Source organism: Rhizobium arsenicireducens (assembly GCF_964021225.1).
In genome coordinates this window covers 1,164,247-1,183,140 of record NZ_CAXHYK020000001.1, presented here as the reverse complement: position 1 = coordinate 1,183,140, position 18,894 = coordinate 1,164,247, and the positions used below count along the sequence as shown (strand labels likewise).

The window sequence follows — 18,894 nt, the reverse complement described above, 5'->3', positions numbered from 1 at the left end:
GCGCTTCAGGGGATAGGCGGTGCGATCGTGACGACGAAGGGCCATTTACGCGCCTCGTCAAAGCCCGGCACGACGAAGGGGATCGTCACCAGATCGGTCCGACCCGGCATAATGGACTCTACAGACTGCTGGCACACGACATCCTGCTGCCGGCAGATGATCATCGCGCCGCGCCGGTCAAGTTCGGCCCGCTCGAGATAGCCCTTGGATATCGCGAGCGAATTGGCTTCGAGCGCAATCGGGGCATAGCGCGAATAGAACGACATGGCGTTGGCGAGCAGGTCTTCGCCGGCCATGACGGCCCCCGTCGGACCGCCGCCATACAGCAGCCAGTAGCCATCGAGCATGCCACTCATCCGCTCCAACGGCACCATCATGTTTTTCTGCACCGTCGGACGAATGCTCTCCTTGTAGATCGGTGCGGAGATCAACAGGGCTGCGCAGTACAAGCCGAAGACATAGAAGCCGCGCCGCATGTGGCGACGCAGCAGGTCAGGTGGCAAGAGCAAGCCCACCATAACCAGGATAGGTACATAAAGCGGCAGCACCCAGACGACACTCAGCTGCGCGCCGGCAGCCGCAGCCAGTACCACCGTCAATAACGTCGGCAGAACGCCGAAGGCAAGCAATGCCCGCCCGGCAACCGTCTGCTTGAGGCTCCCCAGACGCGCGAGCCAGAGCGGCGGATATCCGTCTTTCGGCGATCGAAAGATCAGAGCCAAAGCAAGCGCCGGCAGGAGATAGGCGAGCATGCCGATCAGGAACCGCGCCAGACTGTAAAGGAAGTCCAGGGTCAACCCGTCACCCTGCGTGGCCGCATAGGTAATCGGCCGAAAATCATTGTCGACCAGCCAGACCAGATGCCCCGCAAAGACCGCGATCGACGCGACGGCCGTGATCAGCCCGAAGGAGGAAAACAGGATCGCGCGTGCTTCCCGGTCTACCAGCGCATGAATCAACAGGGCCGCGATCAGCACCACCGAATGATATTTCGTCAGCATGGCGATGCCGGCCAGCACGCCAAGCGCCAACGCGTCATACCAGCGCCGCGCCTCAAGCCCTCTCAGATAGAACAGGAAAGCCGCCGCCCAGATCGGCGTCATTGCCGAATTGGCATTGTACTTGATCGCCTGGAACGAAAGGGGAGGAATGAGAACCGCGCAGAGAATGACGAAAAGCTGGAAATCGGCGTTTCCATAGCGCGCCGCGATCCGCCACAGGCAGAAAAGCGCCACGGCGACGTTCAGTGAGGCAAAGGCGTAATAGGCCAGGTCGGTATGCGGCAGGACCGAAAACCAGGTTGCGACGGCCCAGCCGAAGAACGGTGGGTGCTTGAAATAGCCCCATTGCCAGAGAACACCCCAGGCATAGTTCTCCACCATGTCGCCCCATTCGTCGAGATTGAAACGGGACCAGTCCGCATGCAGCGTCAAGACGATGGCAAACACGACGATTGTCACGACGATCGCCTTCGTCTGCCAGTTCTGTCCTCCTAGACTGTCATGCCGCATTCTGGAACTCCGTTTCTATCGCGCATACCACCCTGCCAAAGGCGATGGCGTAACGGCTTATCCGAAGACATCACGTTGTGCGACCCTGTTTGCCCGCAAAAATATCGTGGCGAACGAAGGCATGTGTTGAACTGACCGGAAAGGCCCGGCGAGACTATTCGAACACCGACCAACCGGTGCGCGCCGCGAGCATTTCGAGCGCGACCGAGCCGAGCGCCGAATTACCGACCTTGTTGAGCCCCGGCGACCAGACGGCGATCGAGGCCTTGCCCGGCGCGATCGCCAGAATACCGCCACCGACACCGCTCTTGCCCGGCAGTCCGACATGGAAGGCGAAATCGCCGGAGCCGTCATAGTGACCGCAGGTCAGCATCAACGCATTGATGCGCCGCGCACGCTTCGGCGAGACGACCGAATAGCCGCTGATCGGATCATGGCCGTGGGCAGCGAGGAAAAGTCCGGCGCGCGACAGCTGCCGACAAGTCATGGCGATGGCACACTGGTGGAAATAGACGCCAAGCACATGATCGACGTCGTGGTTCAGGTTGCCGAAGGAGCGCATGAAATTGGCAAGCGCGTAGTTGCGGAACCCGGTTTCCGTTTCCGATCTGGCCACCGCCTTGTCGATGCTGATCGCTTCATCGTCAGCGAGATAGCGAACGAAACGCAGCACCTCTCCAATCGCCTCCTTCGGCTGGTGGCCGGCCAGAACCAGATCGCAGACGACGATGGCCCCGGCATTGATGAAGGGATTGCGTGGTATCCCGTGCTCATGCTCGAGCTGTACGATCGAGTTGAAGGCCGTGCCGGACGGCTCGCGCCCGACCCGCTTCCAGATCCCCTCGCCGGCCTTGCCGAGCGCCAATGTCAGCATGAAGACCTTGGAGACGCTCTGGATCGAGAACGGCGTGCCTGCATCGCCTGCGGTATAGACCTGGCCATCGACCGTCGTCACGGCGATGCCGAACTGCTTCGGATCGACCTTGGCAAGCTCGGGAATATAGCCCGCCACCTTGCCCTCGCCGAGCCGCGGCAAGAGCTCCTGCGCAATGCCGTCAACGATCGCCTGAAGGTCCATGGACTTCCTCTCTCGACCCGGTGTCGCGCCTCGATAGTGGCCGCGAAATGGTGTGGTACCAATAGAAAAAGCCGCCCCGAAAGGCGGCTTTCCAAAATCCGATCACACAGTGATTAGCGCGAATAGAATTCGACGACCAGCTGCGGCTCCATGACGACCGCATAGGGAACGTCCGACAGGCTCGGAACGCGAACGAAGGTGGCAACCATCTTGTTGTGGTCGACTTCGACGTAGTCCGGAACGTCACGCTCGGCGAGCTGAACCGATTCGAGAACCGTGACCAGCTGCTTCGACTTCTGGCGAACCTCGATCACGTCGCCGGGCTTGCAGCGATACGAACCGATGTTGACCTTGACGCCGTTGACGGTGACGTGGCCGTGGTTGACGAACTGACGGGCAGCAAAGACCGTCGGTACGAACTTGGCGCGGTATACGATCGCGTCGAGACGCGATTCGAGCAGACCGATCAGGTTCTCCGAGGTGTCACCCTTGCGGCGGTTGGCTTCGTCGTAGGTCGCGCGGAACTGCTTTTCACGCAGGTCGCCGTAGTAGCCCTTCAGCTTCTGCTTGGCGCGCAGCTGCACACCGAAGTCCGAAAGCTTGCCCTTGCGGCGCTGGCCGTGCTGGCCGGGGCCGTATTCGCGACGATTGACCGGGGACTTCGGACGACCCCAGATATTTTCGCCCATACGGCGGTCAATTTTATACTTGGATGAAGCGCGCTTGCTCATCGTATTTCCTTTACAACAGGTTACACCGGTTTGTTGCCAAACCGGATCAAGGAAACACGCCCTCCTCTGAACTTCTTTTTTGGAAGCTCTGACAGGCCTCTCACATAAAGCGTATGGAAAGAGCCACGGGACATGTCAAAGAAAACACCGGGCGTCAGGCCCGGCGTTGGTGCGGTCTCTACTGAGGTGACGTAGAAATGTCAACGGTTTGGCGCGAAAATTACCCGGCGGGCGTCGTTTCCATCGCCGTAGCCAACCGAAAGCCCGCGTGACCACCGCTACATATGCGGCGGCAGCCTGCCGTGACAATCCCCCGCAGACACCAAGCACATTCACGGCAGCCGCGCGGAAGGCTATAGCTAGTTGAGCCTCACAACTCCAAATCGGATGCGCCCATGACCGACACCGTCCTCGACCGCCTTCTCCGCTACGTCGTGATCGACACCCAGTCGGACCCGAACTCCCCCACACAGCCCTCGACCGAAAAGCAGAAGAACCTCGGCCGGCTGCTGGTCGAGGAACTGCTGGCGATCGGCCTGAATGACGCCCATCTGGATGAACATGGCAATGTCTATGCGACCCTGCCCGCCAATGTCGACAAGCCTGTGCCCGTCATCTGCTTCTGCTCACACATGGATACTGCGCCCGATTTCACCGGTACCAACGTCAAGCCGCAGGTGGTGCGGAACTACGCCGGCGGCGATATCCGCCTTTCAGGAGACACCAGCCAGGTCATCCGGCTTGCCAACAATCCGGAACTGAAGGACCAGATCGGCCACGATATCGTCACGACCGACGGCGCGACCCTGCTTGGCGCGGACGACAAGGCCGGCATCGCCGAGATCATGACGGCCCTGCAGTTCCTCACCGCCAATCCCGAGATCCCGCACGGCACGGTGAAGGTGCTCTTTACCACCGACGAGGAAATCGGTCGTGGCGCCGACAAGGTGGACCTGAAGAAACTGGGCGCCGACTTCGGCTACACGCTGGACGGCAGCACCGTGGGCGAGATCGAGGACGAGACCTTTTCCGCTGACGGCGTGGACATCGCTATTTCCGGCGTCGCCATCCATCCCGGCACAGCCAAGGGCAAGATGGAGAACGCCATCAAGATCGCCGCCGAGATCGTCGCCCGCCTGCCAAAAGACCAGGCGCCGGAGACGACCGAAGGCCGCCAGGGCTTCATCCATCCGACCGACATCGCCGGCTCGATGGAAGGCGCGAAGCTGAGCTTCATCATCCGCGATTTTGACGACAAGGGCCTGGCCGAGAAGGAGGCCGTGCTCGAAGAGATCACCCGCGCAGTCATGACGTTCTATCCCGGCTCCACCTACACGTTCGCGGTCAAGGAGCAGTATCGCAACATGAAGGTCGTGCTCGACCAGCATCCGCAGGTCGTCGATCATCTCATCGAGGCGGTGAAGCGCGTCGGGCTGAACCCGGTCCGCCACAGCATCCGCGGCGGCACGGACGGCTCCCGCCTGTCCTTCATGGGCCTGCCCTGCCCCAATATCTATACCGGCGGCCATGCCTATCATTCGCCGCTCGAATGGGTGAGCCGGCAGGACATGGAAAAGGCGGTGGAGACCATCGTCGAACTGGTGAAGGTCTGGGAGGAACAGGCCTGAGAAGACGCCCTGCTTCAATGGGAGAAGACCGCGGCTATCGATCCTATTTTCGGCCGGCAAGCTCCGACCGTTCAGGCAAGGGCTCGGATTTCGAAAGCTGCCATGGCCATTTCCCCTCGATCTCGACCTCGAGCGAGAGACTGAGGAAGGTCCTGATCAGCACGATTCCGGCGAGCACGGCAAGACTGTCCAGACCGGGCTCGATAGCCACCGTATGAATAATGTCGGCCGCGACGAGAAGCTCGAGGCCCACCAGGATCGCACGGCCGAGCGTGGAACGAAGCGCGCGATAGGCGCCCTCCGCGGCCCGGTCGCGGATATAGTTCGCGCCGGCAAAAATGATGCCGATGACGATCACCCCGACCCCGACCATCTCGATCGCCAACGTCGTGCTTTCGAGAATTCGCGAGAACGTGGTATCCATCGGTCAGCCTTTCAAAATGGGAGCACTTTCGCCATCTTAACCGTTCACCCGGGGATTGACGACTGCGAGACCCGCGTCTTCGAAATTGATTTCGTCTCGAACTACGGAGGCAGCCGTGACCCAGGATCGCTTCAACCTCGAACGCTTCGTCGATGCACAGGCGCCGGTTTATGCCGAGGTGCTCGCCGAACTGCGCAGGGCACGGAAGGCAAGCCACTGGATGTGGTTCATATTTCCGCAGATCGAGGGGCTCGGCGGCAGTCCCATGGCGATCCGTTACGCCATCTCGTCGATCGCCGAAGCCCGCGCCTATCTCGAGCACCCGGTCCTCGGGGCCCGGCTCAGGGAATGCTGTGACATCCTTCAAGGCCTTGACGCCAGGGACGCCAAGGCGATCTTCGGCTACCCGGACGTGTTGAAGCTACGCTCGTCGCTGACGCTATTTGCCCGCGCGGCAGCGCCGGGCGACACCATCTTCGATGCCGTGCTGGAGAAATACTACGACGGCAAGCCGGATCCGCAGACGCTGGCGCAGATCGGATAGCCCTGCCGGCTACTCCGCCGCCGAAGGAACGTCGCAGTCGTCCGTGGCATTGGGATCGCCGGGAGCCGTCTCCACCTGCAGGTCCGGGAAGGCAACGATGCGCTTGCCGGCAAAGTCGGTATGGACGACGATCAGGTTGTGTTCCTCGAAATAGCCGAGCAGACGCCGGGCGCGGCGCGCCGAATGGGTGCCGTAGGCCTTGGCTATGCGCTGGTCGGAGGGGCAGGCCTCGCCGCCAATCGCGGCGCGCGCCATCAGCAGGAAGACGCCCTGCAGATCGTCCGAGATACGCTGCGACAGTTCGAGCGCCATGGCCCAGGATTCGCCGCTCGCAGTCTCCTCGTCGACGCCGGAGCGGGCGATCGCCACGCGGCGGCGGAATTCACCCATCGCCATAGGCGGGCCTGCGACGCGGCGCATGCGGGCCCGCACCAGGAACTCCTGATAGAGAACGGAATCGGTGCGGTAGGCGGCCTGCGGATCGGCAAGAATTTCCGCCAGCACGTGGGCGAGCTTATCCTCGCGCTCCTCCAACGACATTTCCGGCACCGACGGCCGACCTTCGCCGGGGCTAACAGGCCCGCTCGCGGCCGGCGCGGCCTTAGACAATTCCGCAAGAATGTCGGTCGTCGGGCGCGGCGCCGGCGGTGCGCGCCGGACAATCGGCCGGGTGAACTCTTCTGGATCCGGCGTAAAGATCAGGTCCTCGACATCCTGCGGTGCATTCGGCAGCGGCATCAGCTTCGGGCTGGACGAACGCGCCGAGGTCTCGACCGTGCCGATGACGATCGGCAGCGGCCGGCGCGACAAGGCCGGCCCGAGCGCGACAAAATTGCCGCGCTTCAGGTCGCGGAACATCTCCGCCTGGCGCCGGTCCATGCCGAGCAGGTCGGCGGCGCGCGCCATGTCGATGTCGAGAAAGGTGCGGCCCATCAGGAAGTTCGAGGCTTCGGCCGCGACGTTCTTGGCGAGCTTGGCGAGGCGCTGCGTGGCGATCACGCCGGCAAGCCCGCGCTTTCGACCACGGCACATCAGGTTGGTCATCGCGCCGAGCGACATCTTGCGGGCGTCTTCCGAGACGTCGCCGCCGACCGAGGGCGCGAACATCTGCGCTTCGTCGACCACGACCAGAACCGGATACCAGTATTCGCGCTCGGCATCGAACAGACCGTTGAGGAAGGCGGCAGCGGCGCGCATCTGCTGTTCGATGTCGAGGCCTTCGAGGGTCAGGACGCAGGAGACGCGGTGCTGGCGGATACGGTTGGCGATCCCGGCAAGCTCGGCTTCCGTGCGTTCGCCATCCACCACCAGATGGCCGAACCGGTCGGACAGGGTGACGAAATCGCCCTCGGGGTCGATGATGACCTGCTGAACCCATTGCGCCGACTGTTCGAGCAGGCGCCTGAGCAGATGCGACTTGCCCGATCCGGAATTGCCCTGCACGAGAAGACGCGTGGCCAGAAGCTCCTCGATATCGAGCTTGGCCGGCTCGCCGCCCGACAGCGTCCCCATATCGATTCCGACCTGCACCAATACCACCTCGTATCATCATGCGCTGGCTGGGCGAACGCCTCGCCCCGCGAGCCACAGACTGCCTTAGCAAATAAATCGTGAATCGGCGTAGATAAAGACCCCGCCATCAACAGGCAATTATGCCTCGGGGCCCGGCGATTCAAGCACCGATCCAATTATGGCGCGTTGCGGACAAGGGGAAGGTCGTGGCGTGCCGATCGCTCGGGACGGCGCCACCGCGACGGTCCGGGAGGGCTTCGGCGAGAGCATACCGCCGAAGCCCTGCCGTGGTTTGTCACAGCCGGATGTCCCAGGCGTTGAAGCGCTGCGGGCGCTGCCAGGTTTCCGGCGGCAACAGGCCGATGTCTCGCAGCATGTAGTCAGACAGACCTTCGACCGAATTTGACCTCCGGCGCCGCTTCCAGGCGACGTAGACCAGGGCGCGAGCCGACGCCCAGACACCGAATTTCCGGCACAGGTCATCGACCGCCGCCATGGGATTGTCCGCAATTATAGATTGTTCCTTATACATAGCTTTTCCGCCCCGGTGCAGCGATGCAACCAGGTCCTCTCGATGGAAAACAAGGGTGTGAAACGAGCGGGAGAACGCAGCTATGCGTCTCGGCGACCGATCACGTCAATTTTGTTGAAATGGCGCCAGACGCCGGGAATCCTGGACGGAAGACCGTTCAGGCGGTGGTTCGCGACCCCGGAGTGCAAAGCACCGAGAGAAGGAACACCAATCCGCCAGCAAGGCGCATGAATGCAAAATGATGTGACATCAACGCCTCCTGTGTTTGAGTTGCGGACGACCAAAAGTTCTCACAAGACAAAGCAACCGACAAGTGCGCAATTGCGGATTGCAAACATCGGCGGATCACAGTTGCAGATCGGCAACAGGTGGCGAACCGGCCGCCACGACGAAGGCGGCGGCCGAAAACGGTCAGCTCGAGGGCTCACCCACCGGTGATACCAGCAGCTTGTCGATGCGCCGTCCGTCCAGGTCGATCACCTCGAAGCGCCAGCCATTGGCCTCGAAGCTCTCGCCCAGATCGGGAATGCGCCTCAACTTGGCGATGACGTAGCCCGCAACCGTCGTATAGTCCGGATCGTCCTCAACGGGGATGCGGATGCGGTCGACGAATTCGTCAATCGGCGTCCAGCCGGCCACCAGAAACGATCCGTCCTCACGCTGGACGAGCGATGGTTCCTCGTTGTCATCCTCGTGAAAGGCACCGGTGATTGCCTCCAGGATATCGCCGGAGCTGATGATCCCTTCGAAATGGCCGTATTCGTCATAGACGAGAACCATATGCACCGGCGTCTTGCGGATCGCCTGGATCACGTCGACGGCACTGGCCAGATCCGAGACGATCGGCACTTCACTCATCAGCGAGCGAACGTCGAAGTCGGCATCCAGCACAATTGAATCGTAGACCCGCCGGGTAAACAGAACGCCGACAATTTCATCCGAATCACCGGAGCGTACCGGCAGACGGGAATGGCTGGCATTGCGGATCTTCTCACGCACCTGGTCGGCCGTATCATCGATATTCACGAGTTCCACATCGCGCCGCGGCGTCATCAGCGCCCGCGCGGTGCGGTCCGCAAGCCGCATGACGCCCGAAATCATTGCCGATTCCTCGGTCTCGATGACGCCAGCACTCTGCGCCTCGGCAAGCAGCGACTTGATTTCCTCGTCTGTCACCGTCCCCGCGGAAACGCCGCGCTGGCCAAGAAGCGCAAGCAGCAGGCGTCCGGAATTGTCGAGCAGCCAGACCAGCGGCGCTGCGACCTTCGAGAGGAGCAGCATGGGCGCGCCGATCTTGGCCGCCACGATCTCGGGGTTGCGCAGGGCAATCTGCTTGGGCACGAGCTCGCCGACGATCAGCGACAGGTAAGTGATCATCACCACCACAGAGCCGACGCCGAGCGTATTGGCCAGATTGTCGGACAGCCCCTGCTGGGCCAACCATCCGGCCAGTCGCGCGCCGAGCGTGGCGCCGGAGAAGGCACCCGACAGGACGCCTACCAGCGTGATGCCGATCTGCACCGTCGACAGGAATTGACCCGGCTCCTCGGCGAGCCGCAAGGCGATCGTCGCACCGCGATTGCCCTGTTCGGAAAGCACTTTAAGACGGCCCGTACGCGAGGAAACAAGCGCCATCTCGGACATGGCCAGGACACCATTCACAAGGGTGAGCAACGCAACGATCAGAATTTCCGTGAACAAGATAAGCTCGAGGCTCCCGTGAAATCGCGGCCCGTCCGGCAGCGTTCAGGACCACTACCATGTTTGCTCGCCGTTCTCCAAATCTACGGCAGTCAATTCAGCGGTCCGGCGGGGCTTTCAGCAAGGGGCCGGCGGTGTCGAGACCGAAGCCTTGCATCAGGCGACGTGTGGAAAAATCGGGCTTTCCCGAGGTGAAGACGGCAAAATCGAAGCCTTCCGGGTGTTCTGCCCCCTCGATCAGCGGCACCAGCCGGCGGGCCTGGCGCGCAATCGCCTCGGCCGGATCGAGCCAGTCGACAGGCCAGGGAGCAAGACGACGAAACACATTGGCGAGAAACGGATAATGGGTGCAGGCAAGCACGACGATGTCGGTGCGCGCGCCATCGTTCTCAACGAAACAGGGGGCAATTTCGGCCAGTACCGCCTCGTCGGACACCGGTTCACCACGGATATAGGCTTCCGCCATCCTTGCGAGGTTTTCCGAGCCCACCAGCCGGACATGGCACCGGGCCGCAAAGGACTGGATGAGATCGCGGGTATAGGCGCGCTTCACCGTGCCGGGGGTGGCGAGCACCGAGACCAGTCCCGAACGGGTCCGCTCGGCCGCCGGCTTGATCGCCGGGACCGTGCCGATGAAACGCATGTCGGGAAATGCGTGGCGCAGATCGGCCCCGGCCAGCGTGAAGGCGGTGTTGCAGGCGATGATCACAACTTCGGGATCATAGATAGCGAGCAAATCGGCGAAGAGGTCGAGGATGCGCTGTCGAAGCGGCGCTTCCTCCCAGCCGCCATAGGGAAAGCCGGCATCGTCGGCGACGTAGATGAAGCCGCGCTCCGGCATCAGGACACGCGCCTCCCGCAGCACGGTCAGACCACCGATGCCGCTGTCGAAGATCAGCACCGGCTTCGGTTCATTCCCGATCTGCGCCATCGTCCGCCCCGTCCCCATCCTGCCAAGGCCCAGCCTTACCGCGCGGGCTCTTGCGGCTGTATCGATCGAATGTGGCGAAAACGCCGCGCAGGATGCTGATCTCCTGCTCGGTGAAGGCCCGGCGCGTCAGAACCGCGCGCAGATTGTCGATCATCTTCGGCTTCTTGGTGGCGGGCCGGAAGTAGCCGCGTGCATCGAGGGCCTCCTCGACGGCTTCGACCATGCCGAACAACTGCTCCTTGGTCGCCGGTTTCTGCTCGAGCGGCTGGAACGAGGTTTCGGCCAGATCGTCGAGGCCGCACTTCATCCACTCATAGGACATCAGCAGCACCGCTTGCGCGATGTTGAGCGAGGCAAAGGCCGGATTGACCGGAAAGGTGACGATTTCGTCAGCCAGCGCGATCTCCTCGTTGGTCAGACCCCAGCGCTCGCGCCCGAACAGGATGCCGGTCGCCTCGCCCGCCTTGAAGCGCGAACGCAGCGTCTCGGCCGCCACAACCGGCGAACGGACCGGCTTGAAGCCGTAGCGTTCGCGCGCCGTGGTGGCATAGACGAAGTTGAGGTCGGCGATCGCCTCCTCCACCGTATCGAACACGCGGGTTCCGTCGATCACATGGTCGGCCTTGGAGGCGGCCGAACGCGCCTTTTCGCTCGGCCAGCCGTCGCGCGGATTGACCAGGCGCAACTCCGACAAGCCGAAATTCGCCATCGCGCGGGCCACCATGCCGATATTCTCGCCAAGCTGCGGTTCAACGAGAATGATCGCGGGACCTTCGGTCAGAAGTTCGCGTTCGCTATTGGTGCCTGACATCACGTGCCTCAAGTGGAGTTCGCGGCTTCACTGGCACAAAGCGTTGGAAAAATCAAAACGCCGAAAGGCACAGGACCACCCAGGCCCCCGTCACACTGAAACGACGGTGCGGCTATTGCGCCGCGATCGTCTTCAACTCGTCCTTGATCGAATTGCCCGAATTGCCATCGACGACCGGATAGATGTCGTCGATCACCGGCCGTCCGCCCTCATCCTGCACGTGGAAAATAAGAACCGTGTCTTCCTGATACTCGGGACCGTCGCCGAAGCACTTGCGATTGTTGAACAGCGCCGTCACCTGACCGTCGCCATCATCCTCGACGCGGATGTTCTCGAACGCGCAACCGTCCTGTCCGCCGGCGATCGGGTCGTAATCGAAGGGGGAGCCGGTGGTCTCGCCTTCCGGCGGATCATAGGCCGGATGCTTGGAGGCCTCGCGGTAGGCACGAACAAAGTCCGCACTGAACAAGCGGGCGAGACGGCTTTCGCTGAAGACATCCTCGCTTGTCGGGTTTTCCGCAGCCCAACTGCCGGCCGCGACGCCGATGACTTCCTTGACTGGCGCAGTCGGATCCGCCGCCTGGCAGGCACCGGCGGCAAGGAGGAGCAAGGCAATTGCGGCAGCGAGAGACTTCATGGCGATTTCCTGAAAAGAGCGAGAATGCTGGGCGCCAATCTAGCCGACGCCTGGCCAAGCACCAAGCGCGCGATTGGCGGCAATACGGCCAAAGTTGGTGCATTTTTGTCAACGAAAAGGCCTTTCAACCGGGCTCGGAGCTTTGCGTTCCTGATCCGGAATGCTATAGGCGCTGCCAGAGAGCAAACAGGGACCCTCGTCCCTCCCCTAGCTGCGAGGATACTCATGAAAAAGATCAAGGTTGCCAATCCCGTCGTCGATCTCGATGGCGACGAGATGACCCGCATCATCTGGCATTTCATCAAGGAAAAGCTGATCCTGCCCTATCTTGATCTGCAGATCGAATATTACGACCTCTCGGTCGAAAACCGCGACGCCACCAATGACCAGGTCACGATCGATTCCGCCAACGCCATCAAGAAGCACGGCGTCGGCATCAAGTGCGCGACGATCACGCCGGACGAGGCCCGCGTCAAGGAATTCAACCTCAAGGAAATGTGGAAGAGCCCGAACGGCACGATCCGCAACATCCTCGGCGGCGTCATCTTCCGCGAGCCGATCATCTGCAAGAACGTGCCGCGCCTGGTGCCCGGCTGGACCAAGCCGATCGTCGTCGGCCGTCACGCCTTCGGCGACCAGTACAAGGCGACCGACTTCAAGTTCCCGGGCAAGGGCACGCTGACCATCAAGTTCGTCGGCGAAGACGGCGAAGTGATCGAGAAGGAAGTCTACAAGGCCCCGGGCGCCGGTGTCGCCATGGCCATGTACAACCTCGACGAATCGATCCGCGATTTCGCCCGCGCCTCGATGATGTACGGCCTGATGCGCAAGTGGCCGGTCTACCTGTCGACCAAGAACACCATCCTCAAGGCCTATGACGGTCGCTTCAAGGACATCTTCGAAGAAGTCTACCAGAACGAGTTCAAGGCTCAGTTCGACGAGGCCGGCATCATCTACGAACACCGCCTGATCGATGACATGGTCGCCTCGGCGCTGAAGTGGTCCGGCGGCTATGTCTGGGCGTGCAAGAACTACGACGGCGACGTGCAGTCCGATACGGTAGCGCAAGGGTTCGGCTCGCTGGGCCTGATGACCTCGGTCCTGCTCACCCCGGATGGCAAGACGGTCGAAGCCGAAGCCGCCCACGGCACCGTTACCCGCCACTACCGCCAGCACCAGAAGGGCCAGGAAACCTCGACCAACTCGATCGCCTCGATCTTCGCCTGGACCCGTGGCCTCGCGCACCGCGCCAAGCTCGACGACAATGCAGAGCTCGCCCGCTTCGCCACGACGCTGGAAAAGGTCTGCATCGACACCGTCGAGAGCGGCTTCATGACGAAGGACCTGGCGCTGCTGATCGGTCCCGACCAGCCTTGGCTGTCAACCACCGCCTTCCTCGACAAGGTCGACGAGAACCTGCAGAAGGCCATGGCGGCCTGAACCATCCGGTTCACCGCCACCGCTTCAAGGAATGATGAAAACCCGGCTCCGCGCCGGGTTTTCTTTTTTGCGCCAGGGCGTCTTGCGAAGATCGGCGAAGGCTGTTAACAATTAGAACATAAAGGGAACGCAAACAAGGAGGGAGAAGGCATGGCCGATCTGACGCTCTATACCAATCCCATGTCGCGCGGGCGGATTGCCCGCTGGATGGTCGAGGAAACCGGCCAGCCCTATGACACAGTGTTCGTACCCTTCGGCCCGGCGATGAAATCGCCCGACTACCGGGCGGTGAACCCCATGGGCAAGGTGCCGGCGGTTCGCCACGGCGACGTCGTTGTGACCGAATGCGCAGCGATCTGCGCCTATCTGGCCGACACTTTCCCGGAGGCTCGAACTCGCGCCGCCCACCAACGCGCGCGGCGGCTATTACCGCTGGCTGTTCTTCGCCGCCGGGCCGCTGGAGGCGGCGGTCAGCAATCGCAGCCTCGGCTTCGAGGTTCCCGACGAAGGACGCAGGATGATCGGCTATGGCAGTTTTCAGGACGTCATGGACACGCTTGAGATCGCCGTTTCGACCAATCCCTTCGTCGCCGGTCAGGCCTTTACCGCAGCCGACGTCTATGTCGGCTCGCACATTGGCTGGGGCCTGCAATTCGGATCGATCGACAAGCGGCCGGCCTTCATCGACTACCTCGCCCGGGTCAGTGACCGGCCTGCCTTTCAGCGGGCAAAGGAGAAGGACGACGAGGCAATGCGCGACATCCAGCCTGAAAACTGAACGATAGTCTTAGAGAAATCCCCCTCTGGCCCGTATGAATACTAGCGATGAACGAGCCGACTCTGTTTAGATGCGGTGATTGAACGTAATTGTGCCATCGGGGGGATAGCATGACCGACGCTTTCATACCGAAATCCATCGACGTGTTTCGCGAAGGCTATGACTTCAATCGGCTGCGGGCCGATGCCATTGCCGGACTGACCGTTGCGATCGTCGCCCTGCCGCTTTCCATGGCGATTGCGATCGCCTCCGGTGTGACACCGGACCGGGGTCTCTATACCGCGATTGTCGGTGGTTTTCTCGTCTCGTTGCTCGGCGGCAGCCGCCATCAGATCGGCGGTCCGGCCGGTGCCTTCATCGTCCTGGTGGCCACCACGACGGCAACCCACGGCGTCGAGGGCCTGATCGTCGCCACCATGATATCCGGCGTCTTGCTAATGCTCGCGGGACTGCTCCGGCTCGGCGATTACGTCAAGTTCATCCCCTACCCCGTCACCGTCGGCTTTACAGCGGGTATCGGCGTCATCATCTTCGCCAGCCAGATCAGCGAACTGCTCGGGCTCGCGCTCCCGGTCAAGGAACCAGGCCCTCTGGTCGAAAAGCTCCCTGTCCTCTTTGATGCACTTCCGTCTATCAGCGTTGCCGCAGCCGGGATTGCGGCACTGACGATCGCCACCATACTCGTGCTGCGCCGGCTGCGCCCGACCTGGCCTGGCATGCTGATCGCCGTCGCGCTTGCCTCAGTCGTCACCACGCTTTTCAGCCTCGACATTGGTACCATCGGATCCCGCTTTGGCGGCATACCGCGCGGCCTGCCGGTGCCGCATATGCCGGTGTTCTCCCTCGACCTCGTCCGCGCCGTCCTGCCGGACGCGTTTGCCTTCGCCCTGCTCGGCGCGATCGAATCGCTGCTCTCGGCGGTGGTCGCTGATGGCATGACCGGCCGGCGCCATCGTTCGAATGTCGAACTAATCGGCCAAGGGGTCGCCAACATCGGTTCCGGCCTTTTCGGCGGCTTCTGCGTGACCGGCACGATTGCCCGTACTGCCACCAATGTCCGCGCCGGTGGCACAAGTCCCGTCGCCGGCATGCTGCACGCGCTCTTCATTCTCGTCTTCATGCTGGTGGCCGCACCGCTTGCCAGCTATATCCCCCTTGCCGCCCTGGCGGGCGTTCTGGCCGTCGTCGCTTGGAATATGATCGAGCGCCCGGCCTTTGCTGCGCTGATCCGAACGTCGCGAGGCGACGCCGTCGTGCTGCTCGTCACTTTGCTTCTCGTCGTCTTCCGCGACCTGACGGAGGGGATCATCGTGGGCTTCACCCTTGGCGCCCTTCTCTTTATCGATCGCATGGGGAAAAGCGTCACCCTGGTGCCGCATGACGTGGAGAAGGAGCGGCCGGTCGACAATCTGGATAGCAACACCGTCGTCTACCGCCTCGGTGGGGCGTTCTTCTTCGGCGCGGCAGCCACCGTCGGCGCCGTTCTCGACCGCATTGCCGACCAGTATCGGAACTTCGTGATCGACTTCTCAGGCCTGCATCTGATCGACTCGACAGCGGCCAACGTGATCGCCGGAACGGTCCGTAAGGCACGCCGGGCCGGCGTCACCGTCTATATCACCGGCGCGGAGCCTGACGTGCGTCGCATGCTCGAGACCCACGAAGTACAGGGCGCCAACGTCGTCTATCTGCGCTCGGTAAGCGAGGCCCGCGCGATGATTGCCGCCAAATTGGACTGATGCCGATCGCCAAGCCGCGCACGGACAAAGCCCCGACAAGGCATGCCATACAGGCGCGCGCTGCGGCGGTCGCTCAGGAGGGGCGCCGTTCGGGGCACTTGCCCCACCCTCTCCTTTTAAGTTGCTTTCTGTCGGCAGGAATAAAAAACGGGCGTGGAATTTGCCCACGCCCTCTTATTCAAGCTTTGCAGCGCCCCCTGACCTCGACGTCAGGAAGAGGGACCAACCCAGGCGCTCAGCCGGCCAGCGCGGCGGCGATGGCCTCGACCGCGGCCTCGGCATTGGTGCCGTCCGGACCGCCAGCCTGGGCCATATCGGGACGGCCGCCGCCACCCTTGCCGCCGAGAGCGGCAGAGGCAACCCTGACAAGGTTGACGGCACTCACCTTGCCCACCAGATCCGCCGTGACCGCGACAACTGCGCTTGCCTTGCCGTCGTCCGATACACCGATCAGCGCCACGACGCCTGAACCGAGCGAGGTCTTGCCGTCATCGGCCAGCCCCTTCAGGTCCTTCGGGTCGACCCCGTTCAGCACTTTGCCGATGAAACGGACGCCGTTGACCTCGCGAACCGACTCTTCCGCCGCCGCCTGTCCGCCGCCCATGGCAAGCTTGCGCTTGGCATCGGCGAGTTCGCGCTCCAGCTTGCGCCGCTCGTCGATCAGAGCCTCGACGCGCGTCACGACCTCCGCCGGCTGGACCTTCAGCGTCGTGGCCAGTTGCTTCACCCGTTCGTCCTGATCGGCGAGGTAGGCGCGCGCCGATTCGCCCGTTACCGCCTCGATACGCCGCACGCCAGCGCCGACGGCGCTATCGCCGAGGATGCGCACCAGGCCAATGTCACCGGTTGCACCGACATGGGTACCGCCGCAAAGTTCGATCGAATAGGGTTTTCCGGCCTTCGGGCCGTGGATCGCCGTGCCCATCGACACGACGCGCACTTCGTCGCCGTATTTCTCGCCGAACAGCGCCATCGCACCCTCGGCTATCGCGTCATCGACGCTCATCAGCCGCGTCGTCACCGGGGCGTTCTGCACGATGATATCATTGGCCATGTCTTCGACGATCTTGAGCTCTTCGGCGGACATGGGTTTCGGATGAGAAACATCGAAGCGAAGGCGCTCCGGCGCGACCAGCGAGCCTTTCTGCGCCACGTGTGTACCAAGGACTTCGCGCAGTGCCTCGTGTATCAGGTGCGTTGCCGAGTGGTTGGCCCGCAACCGCGAACGGCGGGCGTGGTCGACCGTCAGGGTGACCGCGTCGCCGATCCGGATCGTACCATCGGAAACCGTCGCGATGTGGACGAATAGACCCTCACCCTTCTTCTGCGTGTCGCTGACTGCAACGCTTGCACCGTCGCTGGAAATCACACCGGCATCGCCCATCTGACCACCGGATTCGCCGTAGAAAGGGGTCTGGTTGACGACGAGCTGGACGCTTTCTCCCTTGGCAGCACTTTCGACCGCAACTCCGTCACGCACGATGGCCTGGACCTGGCCCTCGGCCGTTTCCGAGGAATAACCGAGAAACTCGGTTGCGCCGTGCTTTTCCTTGAGCTCGAACCAGATGCTCTCGGTCGCCTTGTCGCCAGAACCGGTCCAATGGGCACGCGCCTCGGCCTTCTGGCGCTGCATCGCGTCGTTGAAGCCGGTTAGATCGACGCCGATGCCGCGCGCGCGCAGGGCATCCTGAGTCAAGTCCAGCGGGAAACCATAGGTGTCGTAGAGCTTGAAAACGGTCTCGCCGTCGAGCGTGTCGCCCTTGCCGAGCGTGTTCGTGGCATCCGAGAGCAGAGTGAGACCCCGCTCCAGCGTCTTGCGGAAGCGAGTTTCCTCGAGCTTCAGCGTCTCGCCAATCAGCGCTTCGGCACGCACCAGCTCCGGATAGGCACGGCCCATCTGCTGAACCAGAACCGGCAACAGCTTGTAGATAATGGGTTCGCGTGCACCGAGCAATTCGGCATGGCGCATAGCACGTCGCATGATGCGGCGCAGCACGTAGCCGCGCCCCTCGTTCGACGGAAGCACGCCATCGGCAATCAGGAAGGCCGAAGCGCGCAGATGATCAGCGATGACGCGGTGGCTGGCGCGACGCTCGCCCTCGGCCGGCACGCCCGTGAGATCCACCGATGCGTCGATCAGGGCGCGGAACAGGTCGATGTCGTAATTGTCATGACGCCCCTGCAGGACAGCCGCCACACGCTCGAGACCCATGCCCGTGTCGATCGAGGGACGCGGCAAGTCAACGCGCTCCGTCTTCGTCACCTGCTCATACTGCATGAAGACGAGGTTCCATATCTCGATGAAGCGATCCCCGTCCTCTTCCGGCGAACCGGGCGGGCCGCCCCAAATATGGTCGCCGTGGTCGTAGAAGATTTCCGAGCAGGGACCGCACGGACCGGTATCGCCCATGGCCCAGAAGTTGTCGCTGGTCGGAATGCGGATGATGCGGTCGTCGGAAAGGCCGGCGATCTTCTTCCAAAGGTCGAAGGCTTCGTCGTCGGTATGGTAGACGGTGACCAGCAGGCGCTTGCGGTCGAGGCCGAACTCCTTGGTGATCAGGTTCCAGGCGAGCTCGATGGCGCGTTCCTTGAAATAGTCGCCGAACGAAAAATTGCCGAGCATTTCGAAGAAGGTGTGGTGACGCGCGGTATAGCCGACATTGTCGAGGTCGTTGTGCTTGCCACCGGCGCGCACACATTTCTGCGCGGTGGCTGCCGTCGAATACGGCCGCTGCTCGAGCCCGGTGAACACGTTCTTGAACTGCACCATGCCGGCATTGGTGAACATCAGCGTCGGGTCATTACGCGGCACGAGCGGGCTCGATGACACGACCTCATGGCCGTTCGCCTTGTAGTAATCGAGAAATGTCGACCTAATGTCGTTCACGCCACTCATG

15 protein-coding genes and 1 pseudogene are annotated in these 18,894 nt (G+C 62.3%); 5 read left to right on the top strand and 11 right to left on the bottom strand.

Annotated elements, in window-relative coordinates; translation table 11 throughout:
• Nucleotides 1-5: 5 nt before the first annotated feature.
• The 3 genes from ACWPVA_RS05540 to rpsD all read right to left on the bottom strand — a co-directional run bounded on the left by ACWPVA_RS05540 (nt 6) and on the right by rpsD (nt 3,320).
• Nucleotides 6-1,511 (bottom strand): glycosyltransferase family 39 protein, encoded by a 1,506-nt coding sequence (locus ACWPVA_RS05540; protein ID WP_454286727.1) that lies wholly within the window; start codon nt 1,509-1,511, stop codon nt 6-8.
• Between the two features lie 154 nt (nt 1,512-1,665).
• Nucleotides 1,666-2,589 (bottom strand): glutaminase, encoded by a 924-nt coding sequence (locus tag ACWPVA_RS05535; protein WP_454286726.1) that lies wholly within the window; start codon nt 2,587-2,589, stop codon nt 1,666-1,668.
• A 113-nt stretch (nt 2,590-2,702) separates the two neighbouring features.
• The gene (gene rpsD, locus ACWPVA_RS05530) at nt 2,703-3,320 is read right to left on the bottom strand and encodes a 30S ribosomal protein S4 (RefSeq protein ID WP_454286725.1); all 618 of its coding nucleotides are present in this window, start codon (nt 3,318-3,320) and stop codon (nt 2,703-2,705) included.
• Between the two features lie 395 nt (nt 3,321-3,715).
• Here rpsD and pepT point away from each other — a divergent pair, with 395 nt between their 5' ends.
• The gene (gene pepT / locus ACWPVA_RS05525; RefSeq protein WP_454286724.1) at nt 3,716-4,948 is read left to right on the top strand and encodes a peptidase T; all 1,233 of its coding nucleotides are present in this window, start codon (nt 3,716-3,718) and stop codon (nt 4,946-4,948) included.
• A 43-nt stretch (nt 4,949-4,991) separates the two neighbouring features.
• Here the strand turns inward: pepT and ACWPVA_RS05520 are convergent, their stop codons facing one another.
• Nucleotides 4,992-5,372 carry a DUF1622 domain-containing protein gene (locus tag ACWPVA_RS05520; protein ID WP_454286723.1) on the bottom strand — a complete coding sequence of 127 codons (381 nt, stop codon included), beginning with the start codon at nt 5,370-5,372 and terminating at the stop codon, nt 4,992-4,994.
• 115 nt (nt 5,373-5,487) lie between these two features.
• Here ACWPVA_RS05520 and ACWPVA_RS05515 point away from each other — a divergent pair, with 115 nt between their 5' ends.
• A complete protein-coding gene (locus tag ACWPVA_RS05515) occupies nt 5,488-5,916 on the top strand; it encodes a DUF1810 domain-containing protein (protein WP_454286722.1) in 429 nt (142 codons plus the stop codon).
• 9 nt (nt 5,917-5,925) lie between these two features.
• On the opposite strand, the gene ACWPVA_RS05510 is transcribed toward ACWPVA_RS05515, so the two are convergent.
• From ACWPVA_RS05510 to ACWPVA_RS05485, 6 genes are all read right to left on the bottom strand, one after another.
• A complete protein-coding gene (locus ACWPVA_RS05510; protein WP_454286721.1) occupies nt 5,926-7,446 on the bottom strand; it encodes an ATP-binding protein in 1,521 nt (506 codons plus the stop codon).
• 277 nt (nt 7,447-7,723) lie between these two features.
• On the bottom strand, nt 7,724-7,924 hold the full coding sequence (locus ACWPVA_RS05505) for a DUF1127 domain-containing protein (protein WP_454286720.1): 201 nt from the start codon (nt 7,922-7,924) through the stop codon (nt 7,724-7,726).
• A gap of 447 nt (nt 7,925-8,371) precedes the next feature.
• Nucleotides 8,372-9,646, bottom strand: a complete 1,275-nt coding sequence (locus ACWPVA_RS05500) for a hemolysin family protein (RefSeq protein WP_454289535.1) — start codon at nt 9,644-9,646, stop codon at nt 8,372-8,374.
• Between the two features lie 112 nt (nt 9,647-9,758).
• A complete protein-coding gene (gene murI, locus ACWPVA_RS05495; protein WP_454286719.1) occupies nt 9,759-10,592 on the bottom strand; it encodes a glutamate racemase in 834 nt (277 codons plus the stop codon).
• Nucleotides 10,573-11,403, bottom strand: coding sequence for an RNA methyltransferase (locus ACWPVA_RS05490; RefSeq protein WP_454286718.1), 831 nt, complete (start codon nt 11,401-11,403; stop codon nt 10,573-10,575). The genes murI and ACWPVA_RS05490 overlap by 20 nt, the downstream gene beginning before the upstream one ends.
• Before the next feature lie 112 nt (nt 11,404-11,515).
• Nucleotides 11,516-12,040 carry a hypothetical protein gene (locus ACWPVA_RS05485; RefSeq protein ID WP_454286717.1) on the bottom strand — a complete coding sequence of 175 codons (525 nt, stop codon included), beginning with the start codon at nt 12,038-12,040 and terminating at the stop codon, nt 11,516-11,518.
• Between the two features lie 225 nt (nt 12,041-12,265).
• On the opposite strand from ACWPVA_RS05485, the gene ACWPVA_RS05480 reads away from it, so the two are divergent.
• From ACWPVA_RS05480 to ACWPVA_RS05470, 3 genes and pseudogenes are all read left to right on the top strand, one after another.
• On the top strand, nt 12,266-13,480 hold the full coding sequence (locus ACWPVA_RS05480) for an NADP-dependent isocitrate dehydrogenase (RefSeq protein WP_454286716.1): 1,215 nt from the start codon (nt 12,266-12,268) through the stop codon (nt 13,478-13,480).
• 150 nt (nt 13,481-13,630) lie between these two features.
• Nucleotides 13,631-14,258 (top strand): annotated as a pseudogene (locus ACWPVA_RS05475) (glutathione S-transferase family protein).
• 110 nt (nt 14,259-14,368) lie between these two features.
• The gene (locus ACWPVA_RS05470) at nt 14,369-15,997 is read left to right on the top strand and encodes a SulP family inorganic anion transporter (protein ID WP_454286715.1); all 1,629 of its coding nucleotides are present in this window, start codon (nt 14,369-14,371) and stop codon (nt 15,995-15,997) included.
• Nucleotides 15,998-16,232: 235 nt separating this feature from the next.
• Here ACWPVA_RS05470 and alaS read toward each other — a convergent pair whose 3' ends face one another.
• Nucleotides 16,233-18,893 carry an alanine--tRNA ligase gene (gene alaS / locus ACWPVA_RS05465; RefSeq protein ID WP_454286714.1) on the bottom strand — a complete coding sequence of 887 codons (2,661 nt, stop codon included), beginning with the start codon at nt 18,891-18,893 and terminating at the stop codon, nt 16,233-16,235.
• Between the last annotated feature and the right edge of the window lies 1 nt (nt 18,894).

Excerpts from the sequence above, each read along its gene's own strand:
- alaS (WP_454286714.1), bottom strand. The coding sequence starts at position 18,893 with ATGAGTGGCGTGAACGACATTAGGTCGACATTTCTCGATTACTACAAG.
- ACWPVA_RS05540 (WP_454286727.1), bottom strand. The coding sequence starts at position 1,511 with ATGCGGCATGACAGTCTAGGAGGACAGAACTGGCAGACGAAGGCGATC.
- murI (WP_454286719.1), bottom strand. The coding sequence starts at position 10,592 with ATGGCGCAGATCGGGAATGAACCGAAGCCGGTGCTGATCTTCGACAGC.
- pepT (WP_454286724.1), top strand. The coding sequence starts at position 3,716 with ATGACCGACACCGTCCTCGACCGCCTTCTCCGCTACGTCGTGATCGAC.
- ACWPVA_RS05470 (WP_454286715.1), top strand. The coding sequence starts at position 14,369 with ATGACCGACGCTTTCATACCGAAATCCATCGACGTGTTTCGCGAAGGC.
- ACWPVA_RS05520 (WP_454286723.1), bottom strand. The coding sequence starts at position 5,372 with ATGGATACCACGTTCTCGCGAATTCTCGAAAGCACGACGTTGGCGATC.
- ACWPVA_RS05490 (WP_454286718.1), bottom strand. The coding sequence starts at position 11,403 with ATGTCAGGCACCAATAGCGAACGCGAACTTCTGACCGAAGGTCCCGCG.
- ACWPVA_RS05505 (WP_454286720.1), bottom strand. The coding sequence starts at position 7,924 with ATGGCGGCGGTCGATGACCTGTGCCGGAAATTCGGTGTCTGGGCGTCG.
- ACWPVA_RS05535 (WP_454286726.1), bottom strand. The coding sequence starts at position 2,589 with ATGGACCTTCAGGCGATCGTTGACGGCATTGCGCAGGAGCTCTTGCCG.
- ACWPVA_RS05480 (WP_454286716.1), top strand. The coding sequence starts at position 12,266 with ATGAAAAAGATCAAGGTTGCCAATCCCGTCGTCGATCTCGATGGCGAC.
- ACWPVA_RS05485 (WP_454286717.1), bottom strand. The coding sequence starts at position 12,040 with ATGAAGTCTCTCGCTGCCGCAATTGCCTTGCTCCTCCTTGCCGCCGGT.
- rpsD (WP_454286725.1), bottom strand. The coding sequence starts at position 3,320 with ATGAGCAAGCGCGCTTCATCCAAGTATAAAATTGACCGCCGTATGGGC.